The following is a 17,094-nucleotide window of genomic DNA, read 5'->3' as shown; positions in this document are numbered from 1 at the left end:
CCGCCCCATTTTTTCAGGCCTTTTTCTCTGCAGTGTGCGGACGGAGCCGGCCCACGAACTTTTCGAGTCCTTCCCGTGCCCCGCGCCGATCTTTTGCTGAAACGGTCTTTGTCTCTGCTCCGGCGAAATGCTCCTGTGCTGCATCGGGTCGTGCGCCAACCTGGTTACATTTGTTGAGGAAAACGACAAAGGGGATCTTTTCTTCTTTGAGCGATGTGTGCAGGTGCTCCACGAACTCATCAACCGGGGACGTTGCATCTACGAGCAGGATGGCGCCGTCCATTCCTGCACCGATAATCTCCCGGGCAAACTCAAATCGTTCCTGGCCCGGTGTCCCATACAGGTAGATCCTTTTTTCCCCGAGCTGGACCCGGCCGTAATCGAGCGCAATCGTGGTTGTGCCACCGGCGCCCTCAGCCTCGATGTGCTTTGCCTGCGGATCAAGTGTCTGGATTAGCGTGGACTTACCCGCCCCAAATGCACCGAAAACGACAATCTTGTACTTTTCCTCTGCCATCATGTAAGTGGAGGGTATTGGGTGTGTTTATCGTTTCGGTCAGGAGGAACTACCCTTGTGGAAAGAAAACCCGCGGAAAAGAAACAGATTATATTAACTATAATTATAATAAATTGGACTTATGCCGAAATTCTGTCCTTCCTGCGGGATGCCCCTGCCAGATGAGAACGCACAGAACTGCCTTGAGTGCGGGGCGGTTGTCCGGCCTCCGGTACCTGAAAAAACAGAGATCCGCGATCCCTGGGTGGCGGTCATCCTGAGTTTTTTCTGTGCCGGATGGGGCCAGTGGTATAACGGGAGCACGTTAGGGGGACTGAAATTTTTCCTCGCCTCGCTGGGCCTTGGGATCCTTGCCCTCGCCCTGACCTTTACCAGCATAGTAAGCTCCCCGGTGTCCGGCATAATGGGCCTTGCATTCATCGCGGTCCTTGTCCTCCTCGGGGTCTGGATATACGGGATGTACGATTCCTGGACTATGGCAGAAAAAATTAACCGGGGTGAAACCGGATTTACCGGCAAGAGCGGTATGTTCTGGCTGCCGGTAATCCTGATTATCCTTGTCCCGGTACTCCTTTTTGTATCAGCTTTTGTTGCAACGATGGTCTTTGCCACGGCCGGTTCAGTGCAGCATACCAAGGTTGTGGCCGTGACTGCCTACCGGCCGGATGCAGGCCATATTGTTATTACGTACCAAGGTGGACAGGATGCTGCCTCCCTGCAATCGATCTCCGTTACCGATAACGGGGCAGTGGCTGGCGGGATAACTATCCCGGCAGGCAGGGGCCTTACCTCGCTCCCCGTGGGGATGAATACCACGGTTCCCGCATCCACGCAAGCGTCCAACCATATCGTGGTCACCGGCCTCTTCTCCGACGGAACAAGCCAGGTGATCCTCGATATTACATTATAACCGGGACGGGTACGTTTTTACCTTTTTTTAATAAACGTCCCGTTCTGGTACTCGGCAAACGCCCGCTGGAGTTCCTCCTCGGTGTTCATGACAATGGGGCCGCCCCATGCAATGGGTTCGCGGAGAGGCTTTCCCGAGACGAACAAAAACCGGACACCCTCTTTTCCGGCACGTACCTCTACCGATGTCCCGATATCGTCGTACAGGACCATGGCTCTATTGCCCATTGCCTTGTTTTGCTGCGGATCAAACTTTCCCGATCCCCCGGTGATATATGCTGCAGCCGCAAAACCGGGGTTCACCGCGTGGGAGAACAACACGCCGGGAGGGAGCGTGATGTCAAGATATTCCGGTTCGGCGATAATATCGCGCACAGGGCCGGTAACGCCGCCGATAGTCCCGCAGATGACCCGGAACTCAGCCCCGTTGTCCAGCGTGGCCCGGGGTATATCGATGGGCCCGATCTCCTGGTAACGCGGATCCGTCATCTTGTGGCTGCGGGGGAGATTTACCCAGAGCTGGAACCCGCCCATCCGGCCATGGACCGGCTTTGGCATCTCCTGGTGGACGATCCCGGAGCCCGCGGTCATCCACTGGACTCCCCCGGCCTCCACGCTGCCCGCATGCCCCATGCTGTCGCCATGCTCGACCTTTCCTTCAAGCATATAAGTGACCGTCTCGATCCCCCGGTGCGGGTGCCAGGGAAAACCCGCGAGGTAATCTTCCGGCCGGTCGGCCCGAAAATCATCGAGCATGAGAAACGGGTCAAATAGCGGGATCTGGGAGTAGCCAAACGCACGGTGGAGCCTGACCCCGGCCCCTTCAAAGGTCTCCCGGGAGACAAATACCCGGGAAATTTTTCGCACCTGTGGCATGATCCAGCCTTTGCAGACCGTAAGGATAAACATGGCGGAGATGCCAGGGGACCTGCTGACAGGATACCTTTAATGATATGATAGGGCAACAGGGAAGTATGGCCTTAATCTCATGGTCAGATGAACTGAGCGTCAGGGTAAACGAGATTGACGATCAGCACAAGAAACTCATCAGCCTCATGAACAACCTGCACGACGCTATGCGGGCAAAGCAGGGAAAGCAGGCTCTTGAAGCCACCCTCCAGGAGCTTGCAGCATACACCGTGTACCATTTCCAGACAGAAGAAAAATACATGCAGAAATTCCATTACCCGCAGTTTGCTACACACAAAGCGCAGCACGATGCCTTTGTCAAGAAAGTCTCGGACTTCCAGAAGGAGTTCGAGGCCAACCGGCTGGGGCTTTCCATCGAACTGATGAATTTCCTGAGGGACTGGGTCTCCAACCACATCAAGTCTACCGACAAGCAATATTCCGCAACCTTTGTCGAAAACGGACTCAAGTGAATCGAACTGAAATCCTGTCCTCACGTGTGACAGGACCGCGTGTCTTTTTTTGTAAAATCCCCTGAAAATACGCTCACATTTCCTTGATCGGATCGGGCAAACCGGTTCGCAAAAAAAGGAACATTTCCTTTCCCTTTACAAGAAAGTGCATCTTATGGGGTAATATCCCCCAGGTCAGTGCTGTCGCTTGACAGGTTCTGTGCCGCCGCCCCGGTGCTTGTATCAATCGGGGTATCAGATGCAAGCGTTACCTGACTCTGGTCCCCGGAACCGGGTGCACTTCCGGAATCATAGATGAATGCACTGTTATCTGAACCAGCCGACCCTGGTGTTGAAGCCGCCGTGGGGGTTGTGGTCACCTGCGGGTTTGCCGCGCTCGCAGTGGTTGTTTGTCCCTGGTCCGATCCCCCCGACTGAGATGTACAACCGGCGATCAGGATGAATGCGATAATGCACAAGGCGCAGATGCCGGTGCCGATTTTTATCAGTTTCATGCTCTTTTTCCTGCGAAAAAAATTATGAGGATCCGCTGGATGCGGTCCCGGTTGACCCGCCTGATGATCCACCGTTGTCGCGGTCATCGCGGATCTGCTGGCGGTTGTCCTGAATCTGTTCGCGGTCAGCCGCGTTTGTCTGCCGCAGCGAGATATCCTGCTGGCGGGTGGAATTGATCTGCGACCAGTCTTCGCGGCTTGCGTTCCTCTCATCGTGGATCTCCTCGTGGGTTGCGGCATTACCCTGCCAGTCCTGATGGATATCGGAGCGATAATCTGCGATCTGCTCTTCCTCGGAAGTCTGGTTGCCCGAATCATTCCTTATATCCTCGCGGTCAGCGTGGATGTCCTCCCGGTACCCGATATTATCCGAGCGGTTCTCAAGATCTGCCTGCTGATCGGAACGGACAGTGGCACGGTTACCCAGGATATCCTGGAAGATGTTTAGGTTGTCCCACCAGTTCGACTGGATCTGCTGGTCGTTAGCGTGGATGTCCTGTGTGAGGTTCTGGTCCTGGTGGCGCAGGCCAAGTATACTCTCAAAGGAGCCCAGCGGGTCAAAGCCCGGGACCGGGGCACTTGTGATGGTTGCGGCGGGCGTTACAGTCACCTGCGAGGCGTCATCGGCACTCGCAGGAAGCACCAGTGCAATCAGGAGCACGGCGCAGATGATGGATATGACAAACATGCGGGTTTTCATTTTGTTTCCCTCACTTTTTTTTGTACATATGCCCTTCTTCGGGCTTGCAATCAACCATGAGGCAGGATGTAATATATATTTGACAAATAGCCGGAGTAGTCCGCTCCAACCTGCAGGTTAGAGGGTATATGGCCGGGGATCTTCAGGAGCGGGAAGGTCCCAAGAAAGGAGTTGACGGTCGCCCGTTCCTCACGCCCGCAGCGTCCACCGGACGGTAATCGCTTGAACCGGGCAGAACTCATGGCACAAAAAACACATGCAGCAGAGCTGGCTCCTCTCCGGGTACACGCCATCCCCTTTGACCAATACAAAAACGCCCATCAAGCAGAGATCCATGCACTGGTGTTTTGTATGACAGTGACTGGACCGGTGACACAGGTACTGGTCAATGCACACTTCATTTCCTACCGTGATTGAGGGTCTGATCTCCACGAAAAATCTCCTGGCCTGCCCGGGCTCTTCGGTGATATGTGCCCGGCCTTCTTTTTTTAATTATTAATATATTTATTATGAATTATTATATCATCTTACTCTTGAATGAATATCCGCAGGAATTGTACAGAGCCAAAAGAAGGGGTGCGGGTCTGCGACACCGCATTACGGTTGCGCAGGCCGCCGGCCTTTCCAGAACCGGTAGCCGGCATACGCCACACAACCGACAATCGCGAGCGGCAAAACAGCGATGACAAAGACAATGATCGCGTCGATCACTGCAAAGAACCCGGCAATGCCCTCGTTTATTGCAGCAACAAAGTCATGGCCCTGCGTGCCTCCGACCGGTGCCGGTTCCTGCAGGGAGACGGAAATAGTTGAGTAGTCCACCTGGCTGTTGAGGTACTTCATGCGGCCATTCACCCGGTCCAGGCTGGTCTGCACCTGGTCAATCTGTTGCTGGACTGCCAAAACGTCCTCAACTTTGGTGGCATTCTTCATGATGAGATTGTACTGGGCGATCTGGTTTTGGTACGCGGTGATCTGAGCCTGTACATCCACGTACTCTTCGGTCACGTCCTGGCCCTGCGTGGATATGGATTTGACCGTCCCCAGTGCCTGCACCCCGGAAAGCGTGCTGTCGAAGTTTGCTGCCGGGATCCGTATGACCACGCTCCCGTATGGCTGGCCGGAATAGTCTGTCCCGATATTTGTGGTCGAGACATAGCCTCCCGCCCCGGTGCCAATCGCTGCTACGGTTGCCGCAGCGCTCGTGACATTCTGGACCTCAAGCGTGACATCCGCAGTCCGGATGATCTTGGTGTCAAAGCTTTGTTCATCTGCCCCAACGGAAGTAGGAACAGCTGTCGGCACCGGGGCGTATGCAACAAGTGACGTATCAGCCCGGGATGACGACCATGCCGGTGCGTCCCCGTACCCTGCGACGGCCGGGCCGCCTACGGGATTCGCAGGTTGGGAAGAACTGCCGCCCAGAAGAAGGGCAGCACCTGCAATCGCAGCTATGGCCGCGATGCATACGGCAATGATGACGAGGATCTTTTTCTGCATACCATCCTGTTGCTGTGCCGGATTAAATATACGGCGATAACTGCGAAAATTTCTGAAGTTATCACAGGATTAGGAACAATCCGGCCCTATTTTAGAGAGAAATTCCCACACGGCGGGATCCGGATCGCGATGCCGCTACGGAGGGAATCGTAAAGTACCGGCCGGGTCCCCGCAAAGAAGCGGTACCGCGAGGGAGACCTAAACAGGTATTTCATGTCCCATCAGGGTACCTTGAGCCTGTATGTGATGTGGTTTATCCCTGCATTCTTTTTTTTTAGAGCTAACCGTGCGGTTATCTTTTTCTCCGTTCGCGGGTTATGTTGCCGGCCATCCATGGCGGCAATATTTACGCAGGCCCGGACTTATTCATGGATCAAGCCTGCGGGAGTTCCCTGCAGGAAAAGGAACAAAAAGGTGAATTCCATGAGAAACACGGGAATACTCATCGCAGGGATTTTTCTGGCCTGCGTGGTATGCGCCGGTATCCCGGCCGTAGCAGCAGCAGATAATCCCCATGTCATCGTAAACACCCATATCACTGAGGTCCCGCAGGTGACCCAGCAGGAAGCCGCAACGATATCAACACCGGCACCCTGGTGGCAGACCCTGCCGCAGCAGGGAGCAGAGCAGCTCAAGACATGGTGGAACACTATCTGGCAGCACCAGCAGACAGCCGCCACACCCCAGGTGAGCGTCACACCGACCCCGACACCGGCAGCGCCACCGGACCCGCAAAAGGGATGAGCCCGACAGTATAAACTGGATTCTCGTAACCGCAGGTACCCGGCGAGCCGGAAAGCGTCCCGGCTACCGGGTCCGGTAAAGTACCGGCTACCATTACAAACCTCCTCCAGGATCGTATGCCTTATTTCAGGCCGGGCCCAATCCCCGGGCCCCGGCCACTTTTTCCTTATGCACACCTGCGAGTTCCTGTCGTTTTTTAATCACGGGGATCATAACCCAGTGGATTCAGACCGGCAAGTCTTATCATCTGAAAAAGTGCACCTCTTTTTTACGGCGATCAGGATGGCAAAACAAAAAAATAAAAAAAGCGAGAAAACAGAGCGCTCTTCCGGGGGCGGGGCGGATTTTTCCCTCACGGCGCTCAAGGAAAAACTGATCAGTTACGCCTGCCGGTATGATTTTCTTCTCCTTGGTATCATCCTCTACCTGGCATACAATTTCTGTACCGGGTTTGGCTGGATTAGCGGCGATGTATTCCCTGCATCCATCCTGCCAATAGCACTGCTGAAAAACCACAATGTCTACTTTGATTTTGTCGCATCATCCATTTCCAATCCGGATATCTCCTATGCATTCCCGTTCGTTAACGGGCATTACGTCTCCTTTTTCCCGATTGTCACCCCGGTCCTTGTCACACCCGTCTATGCTGCATCCTATATCCTGTCTGCCCTCGCCGGCGTTACTTCCCCAAATAATATGTATATCATTGCAAAATGTGCAGCCTCCTTTTTGGCCGCTCTCGCAGGAGTACTGATCTATCTCACCGGGAAAGAGATTTTTACCCGGAGAATTGCACTCCTGACTACCTTCATCTTCGCCTTTGCCACCAGCACCTGGTCGATCAGCAGCCAGGCACTCTGGCAGCAGGGAACGGTCGAACTTCTCCTGATTGCGCTGATATACCTTGCCGTAAAAAACGAAAGGCAGTCTTCTGCGGCGTATATTTTCCTTATGGGGATACTATCGGCACTCTTTGTCTTTAACCGCCCCCCCGAATCGATCCTCCTTATTCCGGTACTTGTCTATATCGTATGGTACCAGCGGGAAAAAATTCCCTGGTACCTGGCCGGAGGAGTTCTCGCGGGACTGCCGTTTCTGTATTACAACTACTCCATTTTCGGAAACGCCTTTGGAGGATATGCAGAAAACCTTGCCCTCTTTACAGTAAACACCGGTTTTATTGGGCATTACCTGGGGCTGCTTTTCTCGCCCAACGTCGGGCTCTTTGTCTACTGCCCGGTTCTCCTGTTGTCAATTGCCGGGATGTATTTTGTCTGGAAAGGCAGGGTATCCCCGATAAGGACTCTGGTTCTTGCAGCCGTGCCGGCGATTCTGCTTGATATTCTCCTGTACAGTTTCTTTGGCCCATGGTCTTCATCAGCCGAATTCTGCTACGGACTCCGGTTCCTGACCGGCCTGGTTCCGGTCCTCTGCCTATTTACAGGATTTTTCCTTGATGAATGGTTTGGCCATGGAAAGGCCAGGCACCAGAGCCAAAAAAAACCGGCCGTTATTGCCCTCGTCGCTGCCCTGGTGATCGTGTCCGTGGGCATCCAGTTTGTGGGAACATTCTTTTACGGCTGGAGTTCGACGTCAAACAAGAGCATGACCGATGAGCGTGCATGGAACGCAACAGACTCTGTCATTATCAGGAGTTACACCGAGGGATCTCCCAGAATTGCGGGAATATTTTGGTTCACCCTTCCCCCGGTTCCTCCGCTGGTGTATTTCCCAATAACGGGCGGATGAAATCCCGTTACTATTTTTCCAGCCATTCTGATTGTTGCCCCCAATACCATACAAGAAAAATACATTCACCACCAATGTTCTTTATGGCAGACATCTTCAATCTCTTCGGCCGCACATTTTTTGTATTCCTTCTTGGGGCCGGTATGGGCTATGCGATCATGGCAGAACTGCTCGAACGGACCGAACCGGAAGCAGCGCAAAACAAGAAGCTCATCCGGTACCGCGAGATCTTCATGATCGGACTCATTGTTCTCGCCATTATGTGCATGGGCCTGATCCTCTTTACCTGACCGGGCAGCCGGGTCCCCGTCACGATTCCATTCCCCCTCTCTCGTCCCGGGAGCCACGCGGATAACAAAGCTCACTCTCTCACCGGACATCCCGTTCTTTATTATTGGTTACCGGGGATCACGGGTATCTTTAGAGGATGTTAACTCAGGGCCGCAAGTGCAGATGCTGCCATGATCACGTTGACCGCATTGATGGCCATGATCGCCCGGGCTTTCGTGTGGTATCCCCAAGCGATCAGGATAAGGCCGCTTGCAATCCAGATAATAAAACCGATTTCCTGGGCCCCGATCGACCCGACCTGTCGGACGCCAAGCCAGCCCAGCATTCCCAGGCCGGCGCCCGAGTACTCGAGGAGAGAAGCGGGTGTGATGGGGATTATGGCTCTCCCCTCCATACTGCCCGCTTTTTTCTTTTATTATACCGGCAGCGTATGACAAAAAACCTCATGGATTATGAGATCGTTTCCTGTAATACGGGTATAAATTGGGAGGATGGCACCGGTTCTGTTCTGGGAACGGCGGGTTCGTTCCTTCCCGGCCCGGGATTTTACCTGAATAACAAATGGATACGCACACTCTATTAGCGGGAATGTCCCACTTAAGTATAACGTTGAGGACGCCATGAACACGCCTCCCCGGGACCAGTCATCGGTTAACCGCACCAAGGAGAAGACGGCACAACTCTCAGTTGCGTCCAATACCATTCTTGTGATCCTGAAGTTTGCGGTGGGCTTTGGTATCGGCTCGGTCAGTATAATCTCCGAGGCGATCCATTCGTCAATGGACCTGATCGCGGCGGTGATCGCGTTTTTTTCGGTAAAAAAATCAGCCGAGCCCCCGGACCATGTCCATGAGTTCGGGCACGGGAAATTCGAGGATGCCTCCGGCCTTATCGAAGCCCTGCTCATTTTTATTGCCGCAATCCTGATCATCTGGGAGGCCCTGAACAAACTCCTCTGGAATCAGGGAGAATCCTTTACCCCGGACTTTCTTATCTGGGGTATTGCAGTCATTGGGATCTCGGCCCTTGCCAACTGGTACGTCTCCCACCGCCTCTTTATTGTGGCAAAGGAATCGGAATCCATTGCACTTGAAAGCGATGCCTGGCACCTCCGGACCGATGTGTACACTTCGCTTGGGGTCTTTTTGGGGCTCATCCTGATCCGGCTGACCGGCATTGCGATATTCGATCCCCTCTTTGCCCTCGGCGTTGCGGTCATCATCCTGAAAGCCGCCTGCGATCTTGCGAAACGATCCCTTGGGGATCTCATGGACCAGAGCATGCCCGAGAGCGATGAAAAGCGGATCCGGGAGATTATCTGCGGACATGCCAGCACCTATGCCGGGTTCCACGATCTCAAGACACGAAGATCGGGCCCGGAAGTATTTATCGAATTCCACCTGGTCATGCCCGGGAACGAAACGGTGACCGTGTCGCACGATTTCACCGATCACCTGGAGTCCGACCTCAAACTCGAATATCCCCGCTCGACCATCACCATCCACGTCGAACCCTGCAGCGAAGGGAAGTGCGACCGCTGCGGGTCGTTCTGCACGTACCCCGGGAAAACCGGTAAGGAGAAAACGGGAGAACAGGTGCAGGAGTGATGCTCCGGCCTAATGATTATTACGAAATACTGCCCATATCCTTGCACAGAGCCCGCCTATGAAAACGATCTGCACCTTCTGCTCCTGTGTGGTTAAGGAGGGTAACTCTACGGAGGATCCGGTCAGCCATGGCGTCTGCCCGGACTGTTACGATCGGATCCTCAGGACCTTTGGGTTCAACGTGAAAAAATTCCTCGACGAGCTCGAATCCCCTGTCCTTCTGGTCGATGCCGATGTCCGGGTCCTGGCCGCAAACTCCCTGGCCCTTGATCTGGTGGGAAAACCGGTAGCTGCCGTACGGGGAACCCTCTGCGGGGATGTGCTCGCATGCATCAATGCGACCCGGCCCAAAGGCTGTGGCCAGACCGATATCTGCCCCGACTGCACCTTCCGGGAGTCGATCAAAGAAACCTACGCAACCGGCCTGCCGGTAAATCGCCGGGCCGCAATCCTTGTCAAGAAAGATGACGATATCCTCAGGAATATCCCCTTCAAAGTCTCGACACGCAAGGATGGCAATGTTGTCATGCTCCGGCTCGAACCCGTGCAGGGCGATTAAAGGACGAGCCTGCTTACGATCAAAATTACGTTTTTTCTCTTCCGGTTTTTTTGGCAACGCGTGCCGGGACGACACGGCCACCGGAGCCTGATCTTTTTTATGGAGAGGAAGGAGATCTTAAGGAGATAGCGGAAATCCCTCCGGTCAATTAAAAAAAAACGCCGGGTGCGATGTGCCCTTCCCCAATCCCTTCGGAAACACCCCAAAAATACGCCCTTAAAACGCTTCTTTTTGGTTCGCGTGGAAAATGCTCATTTTATTCGCCCCGTTTGCAGAAACACTCAAAATCTGAACCCCATATAATGCCCATAGCGGGCCATGGAAGCCCCAAAAACGGCCACTGTTTTTCGGATCAGCCAAACACCCATCCGGCCCCGTTTTCGGCCCGCAAAACGCGAATAAGTGAACCGTTTATTTCGTCCGATTGCAAAAATACGGCCCATTTGGGCTTTTTTAAAATCGGAGCCCGATAAGGGCTTTTTTGGGTGAGAAAAGGGGAAATCGAAGCTCAAATTGGGCCCGGATAGGCACAGGTCCCGGGCCCGGCTAAAGGGGATCGTGCACCTCTTGCCGCCACACTATGAGAAACAGGGGGAGGGCAAAAAATAGTGCCCGACCGGACTGATCCTGCCGGCGGTTATGCCCCAAGCAGCACAAGCAGCATGTCGATGAGTTTTATTCCGATAAACGGAGCGATCAGGCCGCCAACCCCGTAGATGAGAATGTTGTTCCTCAGCGATTCCTCAGCAGACATGGCCCGGTATTTTACACCGTGCAGTGCCAGCGGGATTAAGATCACAATAATGATCGCGTTGAAGATCACCGCAGACAGAATGCCGTCGTGGAGACCAAGAACGTTGAGCGCCCCGAGTGCCGGGTAGGTAGAGGCAAATGCAACCGGGATAATGGCAAAGTACTTCGCAATATCGTTTGCAATGGAGAACGTGGTGAGCGCCCCACGTGTCATGAGGAGCTGCTTTCCGATCTCCACGATATCGATGAGCTTTGTCGGGTTGGAATCCAGATCCACCATGTTTGCCGCTTCCCGGGCCGGCTGGGTCCCGGTATTCATGGCCACCGCCACATCGGCCTGGGCAAGCGCCGGGGCATCGTTTGTCCCATCCCCGGTCATGGCTACCATCCGCCCCCCGGTCTGGTACTCACGGATCAGTTTGAGCTTGCTCTCGGGAGTTGCCTCAGCAAGGAAATCATCAACGCCAGCTTCAGCAGCAATTGTTGCTGCCGTGAGCTTGTTGTCCCCGGTGATCATAACGGTCTTGATACCCATCTTCCGGAGCTGGGCAAACCTCTCCTTGATCCCACCCTTGACAATGTCCTTTAAGTGGATGACGCCAAGGGCCCGGCCATTCTTTGCCACAACAAGCGGGGTTCCCCCGGCTCGGGAGATCATGTCCACTGCAAGTTTCAGGTTCTCCGTAACTGTCCCGCCGTTTGATTCGATGTAGGCATACATCGCATCGGCGGCACCTTTCCGGATTCGGGTGCCGTTGTAATCGACACCGCTCATCCGGGTCTGGCTGGTGAAGGGGATAAATTCCATCTCCACACCGGACTCAGTCTCCCCTACACTCCTGCCACGGAGGCCATATCTCTCCTTTGCGAGGACGACAATACTGCGCCCCTCGGGAGTTTCATCGGCGAGCGAGGCGAGCTGGGCATTTTCTGCCAGTTCCTCTACCCTGGTGTCGTCGACCGGGATAAATTCTACAGCCTGGCGGTTGCCGAGTGTGATTGTCCCGGTCTTATCGAGCAGCAGGACATCAACGTCCCCGGCAGCTTCAATTGCCCTGCCCGAAGTCGTGATCACGTTCCTGCGGATCAGCCGGTCCATGCCCGCAATGCCAATGGCCGAGAGGAGCCCTCCAATCGTAGTCGGGGCAAGGCAGACAAAGAGGGCAACAAGCACCGTGATCGTCACTGTGGTCCCGGCCCCCACCGATTGGACGCTGTACGCCGAGAATGCATAGAGTGTGGCAGAGACTACGACAAAGATGGCGGTCAGGCCTACGAGCAGGATGTTGAGCGCAATCTCGTTTGGCGTTCTTTGCCGTTTCGCCCCTTCAATGAGGCTTATCATATGGTCAAGGAAACCCTCGCCGGGATCGGCACTCACTCGAACGATCAGCCAGTCAGAGAGGATCGTTGTTCCTCCGGTAACAGCACTGCGGTCGCCGCCGGATTCACGGATAACCGGCGCACTCTCACCGGTGATAGCGCTCTCGTTAACCGATGCAATTCCCTCGATCACCTCGCCATCGACCGGGATCGTATCGCCGGCTTTGACATAGAAGACATCGTTTTTCCGTAACTTCGACGAAGAGACAGTCGTGTAATCCGATGACCCTGGTTCCTTTCCTTTCTCCAAGCGGTAATCGGCGTTGAGTTTCTTTCCGGACGTATCCTGTCGCATCTTTTTTAGGGCCTCTGCCTGTGCCTTGCCCCGGCCCTCGGCCAGGGCCTCGGCAAAGTTGGCAAAGAGGACCGTAAACCAAAGCCAGAGGGAGACCGCCCCGATAAAGCTTGCCGGTGCCTCACCGGGTCCAAAGAGCGCCTGGATCCAGAGCAGGGTTGTAATCACACTGCCGATCTCAACCGTGAACATTACCACATTGTGGTACAACGTTCGCGGGTCGAGCTTGACAAACGAGTCGATGATGGCACGCCGGTATAAATCATACCTGTCCGATGCCGGGACCCGGGGGCCCAAATGTTCAGACATGGATAACACCTCTTCCCATCTGGATCAGGAATTCTACGACAGGTCCAAGGGAGAGCGCAGGCAGGAAACTGAGTGCACCGATGATGAGGATGGTAAATACCACCCAGATAATAAAAAGCGGACGGTGGTCCTGCAGTGTCCCTTCACCTGGCGGGACGATCTTTTTTGCCACGAACGCGCCAGCGAGCGCAAGCGTGATGATAGCGATCGCATAACGCCCCACAAACATGCAGAATGCAGTTGTAAGGTTATAGAACGTGTCTGATGACAACCCGGCAAACGCGCTGCCGTTGTTCTGGGAGACTGAACTAAACGCGTACAGGATCTCGGAGAAACCGTGAGGTCCGGGGTTCGCAGTCATCGATGTTCCTGCGGTTATCGATACCGCGATCGCCGTCCCGATCAGGATCAAAAAGATCGGGATGAGAATGTGGATGGTAGAGAGTTTCATCTCGTACGGCTCGATCTTCTTGCCGTACAGCTCGGGCGTCCTGCCCACCATCAGCCCGGCAATAAACATGGCGATGATGACAAAGACGAGCATGCAGTACAGCCCGGATCCGACGCCTCCAAACACGATCTCGCCCAGTTGGATATCGAAGATCTGGACAAGGCCACCGAGCGGCATGAACGAATCATGCATCGAATTGACCGCACCGCAGCTCGTGACCGTAGTAATCACCGAGAATGCTGCCGACTGGACCGGGCCGAAGCGTACCTCCTTTCCTTCCATGTTGCCACCGGACTGGAGGTGTGAGGGCGCCTGGCTGATCCCAAGCGGAGTGAACGCCGGATTTCCGCCGATCTCTGACCAGATCCCCAAGCCAAGGAGAGGAACAAAGAGAATCATCATCGCAATCAGGATGGCGATTCCCTTCTTTACCGATCCAATCATCTTCCCGAACATGAAACAGAGCGAGACCGGGATCAAAAGGATCGCAACAATTTCGACAAGGTCCGTAAACCACGTCGGATTCTCGAAAGGATGCGCCGAATTGGCATTGAAGAACCCGCCGCCATTGGTACCGAGCATCTTTACGGCAATCTGTGACGCGGCCGGCCCAAGGGAGATCAGCTGCGTGGTAATGATGTTGCCACCTGAGTCGTTTGTCGCGTTAAGAAGGGGAACGGTCACCGGCCCGCTAAGCGTCTGGGGCGCTCCCTGCGAGACAAGGACAAGGGCAATGACAAAACTGAGGGGAAGGAGGATCCAGATGCTGCGGAGGAGCAATACCCAGAAGTTCCCGATTGTATGTGACGACCTGCGGGAGAAACCGTAGATGAAGGCAACAAGCACCACCATACCCACAGCGGCAGACATGAAGTTCTGGACTGTAAGCCCGATCATCTGGGTCAGGTAGCTGACCGTTGTCTCGGGGACATAGAACTGCCAGTTGGTGTTTGTTGCAAAACTGACCGCAGTGTTGAGCGAGAGGTCCCAGGGCACCGCTGTGGCACCAAGCGGGTTGAGCGGCAGGAACTGCTGGACTTCCTGAAGGATGAATACAAATACGATACCGATGACGGAAAAGATCATCATCGCCACAGCAAAGGATTTCCAGTCCATTTCCTCGTCGCTGCCGGCACCGCATGCCTTAAGGATCCACGCTTCCACCGGTACAAACAGCGGCGAAAGGAAGGTCTTTTTTCCCGTGTAGACCCGGAACATGAACTCTCCTGTGGGAATAAGAAGGAGTGCGAGGATGACGCCGATCAGGACAAGGAATGCCCAGTCGTTTACGCTCACCCCAAAGAGCGTGTTTGCGGGTTGGTCTTTTGGGATTGCTACGGGAGTAACAGAGATTTTACCGGCACTCAGGTCATCGAGTGCGAGGTTGAGGTTGAGGACATTTACCGAAGACTCACCAAAGATCCCAAGTACCGGGTTTTTCGTGTTGGCAAGAACAAGGGCAGAAACATCCCCTTCGGAGAGGTTGCGTACCCGCGCCACCCGGGGCACCTGGTAATAGGCAGCAGCCGGGCTGATATCCGGGTCGAGCCCGCTTCCCGAAGAGGTTACGAGATCAACCGGGATGGGCTGTGTGTTGTCAGGATCGACTGCATGGAGCGCATCGATCCGGCCCTGGACCTCGATAATAAGCGCCGGGTTCTGCGGGCCGAGATTGGAGCCGCCGGATGCTTCGGCATTATACGGCACCGGCGTGGTTGCCGACAGCCTCCCCCAGAAATAGTCCGGCGATGAAAAGGGCTGGCCTATAAGGGAAGAACCGACAACGTTCCCGTCTTTTACAACGAGATCCCCGTTTGCCTGTACGGGGAAGATCACCTGAGCAATACCTGTGACAACCAGGGGGTAAACAATGCCCACGAGAATCGTGAGTAAAAGAAACATCACTACTGCTGGTTTTATCTGTTTTTTGATCAGCGACCAAAGAGCTGACGACGCCCCAATGGAAACACCTGCACCGTGCGATGCCTTTTCTGGCAAAAAAAGCATGCACATTAGCCGGGTGTCATTTTTCTATATAAAAGGATTACGGAAAGAAGTTACGGCCCCCATAATTTAAAAGTTATTCTTGCGACGAGGCTGGAAAAAACGAAACAACGCTGCGATCCGGGCCCGCACATGCCCGCGCCGCAAAAACCCGGGCCAGGTCCTCCCGGATCAGGATCCTGTAAGGTGCTCCCGGATGAGGCGATGAAAAACCCGGCCCAAAAAAGCTGAAGCACGCAAAAGATGAGAGACAAACGGGAGAATGGCACCAGAAGAATGTACGGATGAGGTCCGGATGCTGATCGTTTTTTCCGGCAACTGACCGGTTATCCCGGGGTTTTCTCCGGTGCAAGGAAATCTTTTGCCATTACCATGACCGGGCACGAGATCATCTGGACAACCGCATAGAATGCCGAGGGAATGACCAGTGCCCGGTCCAGTCCCATGGAATCCACAGCAGCCGGTGCAATCCCAAACTCCTTTGTACCGGCAATAAAGAGGAGGCAAAAGAAGGTTTCGCGGGAGAGCGAAAAGATCTTTTTTGTCAGGTATGCAACGCCATACCCAAAGAAGTTGAGCAGGAGTTCAGCAAGAATGAGCACCAGCGCAAAACTCCCAAGGGAAATTATAGACCCGGCGTTTGAGGAAATTACCACAAACAGGAGGACAAGGTAGCAGAGAGCAGCAAAGCCGGGCCATGCATCGCGGTTCCTCCGGATGCCTTCAGCATACTGGTTTAAGAGGATCCCGGCGATCAGGGGGACAATGATGATCCCGAAAAGTTCTGCCTCAAGATACCCGGTCGGAACCGGGAAGGTAATGCCCCCAAAGAAAGACAGGGCCGCAGGCAGGACAAAGGGCACGAGCACCATGGCAGAGACGAGCATCCCCATCCCAAGGGCCGTATTTCCCCCGACAAGAGAGACCATAAGGGGCGCAGAGATATCTGCAGGGAGCGCCCCGAGAAGGAGCTGGCCATCTCCAAGAGCAGGGTGTGCGGCAAACAGGATCTTTCCCAGCAGCAGCGAAAATGTGGCCATGAGCACGAACTGCAGGACAAGGCTCCACGCAATCACGAGCGGTTGCCGGGCAACCTCGCGCAGATCCGCAAAACCAATCGTTAAGCTGACAAGAAAAACCATCAGGGCAAGGACCGGCGCAACAGCCCACGAAAGGCCGGAGCCCGGGCCGGGAGCGAGCAGGGAAACGGCAACGATAATGAGCACGAGCCAGAGAAGATGATCCGCGATCCAGGCCAGTATTTTTACCATTGATCGTCTCTCCCGGATCGTGAGTGGTACCCTGAAGGATACACGTACAGGATATGTTGTGTCAGTCCGGTTTTTATACGTAGTTCCTGAGGCAAATTCGCGATAAGTGTACAATAGTAAGATTTTTAGTGTAGATAGTATAGTGATCCATCATCGGCGTTTGAAATTTGCCACTT

General features: G+C 54.4%; 17 protein-coding genes. 7 read left to right on the top strand and 10 right to left on the bottom strand.

The window, feature by feature from the left end:
* Positions 1–13: 13 nt before the first annotated feature.
* Positions 14–520: a GTP-binding protein gene (locus MBOO_RS02355; protein WP_011991463.1), complete on the bottom strand. Its 507-nt coding sequence runs from the start codon at positions 518–520 to the stop codon at positions 14–16.
* Positions 521–638: 118 nt separating this feature from the next.
* On the opposite strand from MBOO_RS02355, the gene MBOO_RS12950 reads away from it, so the two are divergent.
* Positions 639–1,427, top strand: coding sequence for a zinc ribbon domain-containing protein (locus MBOO_RS12950; RefSeq protein ID WP_011991462.1), 789 nt, complete (start codon positions 639–641; stop codon positions 1,425–1,427).
* A gap of 17 nt (positions 1,428–1,444) precedes the next feature.
* Here the strand turns inward: MBOO_RS12950 and MBOO_RS02345 are convergent, their stop codons facing one another.
* Complete coding sequence (locus MBOO_RS02345; protein WP_048068553.1) at positions 1,445–2,302, bottom strand: pirin family protein; 858 nt, start codon at positions 2,300–2,302, stop codon at positions 1,445–1,447.
* A gap of 98 nt (positions 2,303–2,400) precedes the next feature.
* On the opposite strand from MBOO_RS02345, the gene MBOO_RS02340 reads away from it, so the two are divergent.
* On the top strand, positions 2,401–2,808 hold the full coding sequence (locus tag MBOO_RS02340; RefSeq protein ID WP_011991460.1) for a bacteriohemerythrin: 408 nt from the start codon (positions 2,401–2,403) through the stop codon (positions 2,806–2,808).
* Between the two features lie 152 nt (positions 2,809–2,960).
* On the opposite strand, the gene MBOO_RS02335 is transcribed toward MBOO_RS02340, so the two are convergent.
* The 4 genes from MBOO_RS02335 to MBOO_RS02320 form a co-directional block, all read right to left on the bottom strand.
* Entirely contained in the window at positions 2,961–3,302 is a 342-nt protein-coding gene (locus tag MBOO_RS02335) for a hypothetical protein (RefSeq protein ID WP_048068228.1), read from the bottom strand.
* A 22-nt stretch (positions 3,303–3,324) separates the two neighbouring features.
* Complete coding sequence (locus MBOO_RS02330) at positions 3,325–4,002, bottom strand: hypothetical protein (RefSeq protein WP_011991459.1); 678 nt, start codon at positions 4,000–4,002, stop codon at positions 3,325–3,327.
* Between the two features lie 189 nt (positions 4,003–4,191).
* Positions 4,192–4,434, bottom strand: a complete 243-nt coding sequence (locus tag MBOO_RS13755; RefSeq protein WP_011991458.1) for a 4Fe-4S ferredoxin — start codon at positions 4,432–4,434, stop codon at positions 4,192–4,194.
* Positions 4,435–4,599: 165 nt separating this feature from the next.
* Positions 4,600–5,502, bottom strand: coding sequence for a DUF4349 domain-containing protein (locus MBOO_RS02320; protein ID WP_011991457.1), 903 nt, complete (start codon positions 5,500–5,502; stop codon positions 4,600–4,602).
* 423 nt (positions 5,503–5,925) lie between these two features.
* Here MBOO_RS02320 and MBOO_RS02315 point away from each other — a divergent pair, with 423 nt between their 5' ends.
* From MBOO_RS02315 to MBOO_RS02305, 3 genes are all read left to right on the top strand, one after another.
* Positions 5,926–6,246 carry a hypothetical protein gene (locus MBOO_RS02315; RefSeq protein WP_011991456.1) on the top strand — a complete coding sequence of 107 codons (321 nt, stop codon included), beginning with the start codon at positions 5,926–5,928 and terminating at the stop codon, positions 6,244–6,246.
* 282 nt (positions 6,247–6,528) lie between these two features.
* Positions 6,529–7,995, top strand: coding sequence for a glycosyltransferase family 39 protein (locus MBOO_RS02310; protein WP_157677570.1), 1,467 nt, complete (start codon positions 6,529–6,531; stop codon positions 7,993–7,995).
* An 83-nt stretch (positions 7,996–8,078) separates the two neighbouring features.
* A complete protein-coding gene (locus MBOO_RS02305) occupies positions 8,079–8,285 on the top strand; it encodes a hypothetical protein (RefSeq protein ID WP_157677569.1) in 207 nt (68 codons plus the stop codon).
* A 140-nt stretch (positions 8,286–8,425) separates the two neighbouring features.
* On the opposite strand, the gene MBOO_RS02300 is transcribed toward MBOO_RS02305, so the two are convergent.
* On the bottom strand, positions 8,426–8,680 hold the full coding sequence (locus MBOO_RS02300) for a hypothetical protein (protein ID WP_011991453.1): 255 nt from the start codon (positions 8,678–8,680) through the stop codon (positions 8,426–8,428).
* 226 nt (positions 8,681–8,906) lie between these two features.
* Between MBOO_RS02300 and MBOO_RS02295 the strand changes: the two genes are divergently transcribed.
* On the top strand, positions 8,907–9,893 hold the full coding sequence (locus MBOO_RS02295; protein WP_011991452.1) for a cation diffusion facilitator family transporter: 987 nt from the start codon (positions 8,907–8,909) through the stop codon (positions 9,891–9,893).
* 58 nt (positions 9,894–9,951) lie between these two features.
* A complete protein-coding gene (locus tag MBOO_RS02290; protein WP_011991451.1) occupies positions 9,952–10,452 on the top strand; it encodes a nitrogen regulation protein NR(II) in 501 nt (166 codons plus the stop codon).
* Between the two features lie 637 nt (positions 10,453–11,089).
* Here the strand turns inward: MBOO_RS02290 and kdpB are convergent.
* The 3 genes from kdpB to MBOO_RS02275 form a co-directional block, all read right to left on the bottom strand.
* Positions 11,090–13,192, bottom strand: coding sequence for a potassium-transporting ATPase subunit KdpB (kdpB, locus tag MBOO_RS02285; RefSeq protein WP_011991450.1), 2,103 nt, complete (start codon positions 13,190–13,192; stop codon positions 11,090–11,092).
* Positions 13,185–15,650 carry a potassium-transporting ATPase subunit KdpA gene (gene kdpA, locus MBOO_RS02280; RefSeq protein ID WP_083756164.1) on the bottom strand — a complete coding sequence of 822 codons (2,466 nt, stop codon included), beginning with the start codon at positions 15,648–15,650 and terminating at the stop codon, positions 13,185–13,187. The genes kdpB and kdpA overlap by 8 nt, the downstream gene beginning before the upstream one ends.
* Positions 15,651–15,973: 323 nt before the next feature.
* Positions 15,974–16,918, bottom strand: coding sequence for a bile acid:sodium symporter family protein (locus MBOO_RS02275; protein ID WP_011991447.1), 945 nt, complete (start codon positions 16,916–16,918; stop codon positions 15,974–15,976).
* Between the last annotated feature and the right edge of the window lie 176 nt (positions 16,919–17,094).

Source organism: Methanoregula boonei 6A8, assembly GCF_000017625.1.
GTDB classification, from domain to species: domain Archaea; phylum Halobacteriota; class Methanomicrobia; order Methanomicrobiales; family Methanospirillaceae; genus Methanoregula; species Methanoregula boonei.
Note: the sequence above shows the minus strand (reverse complement) of the source record. Positions and strands in the feature narration are given on the sequence as shown.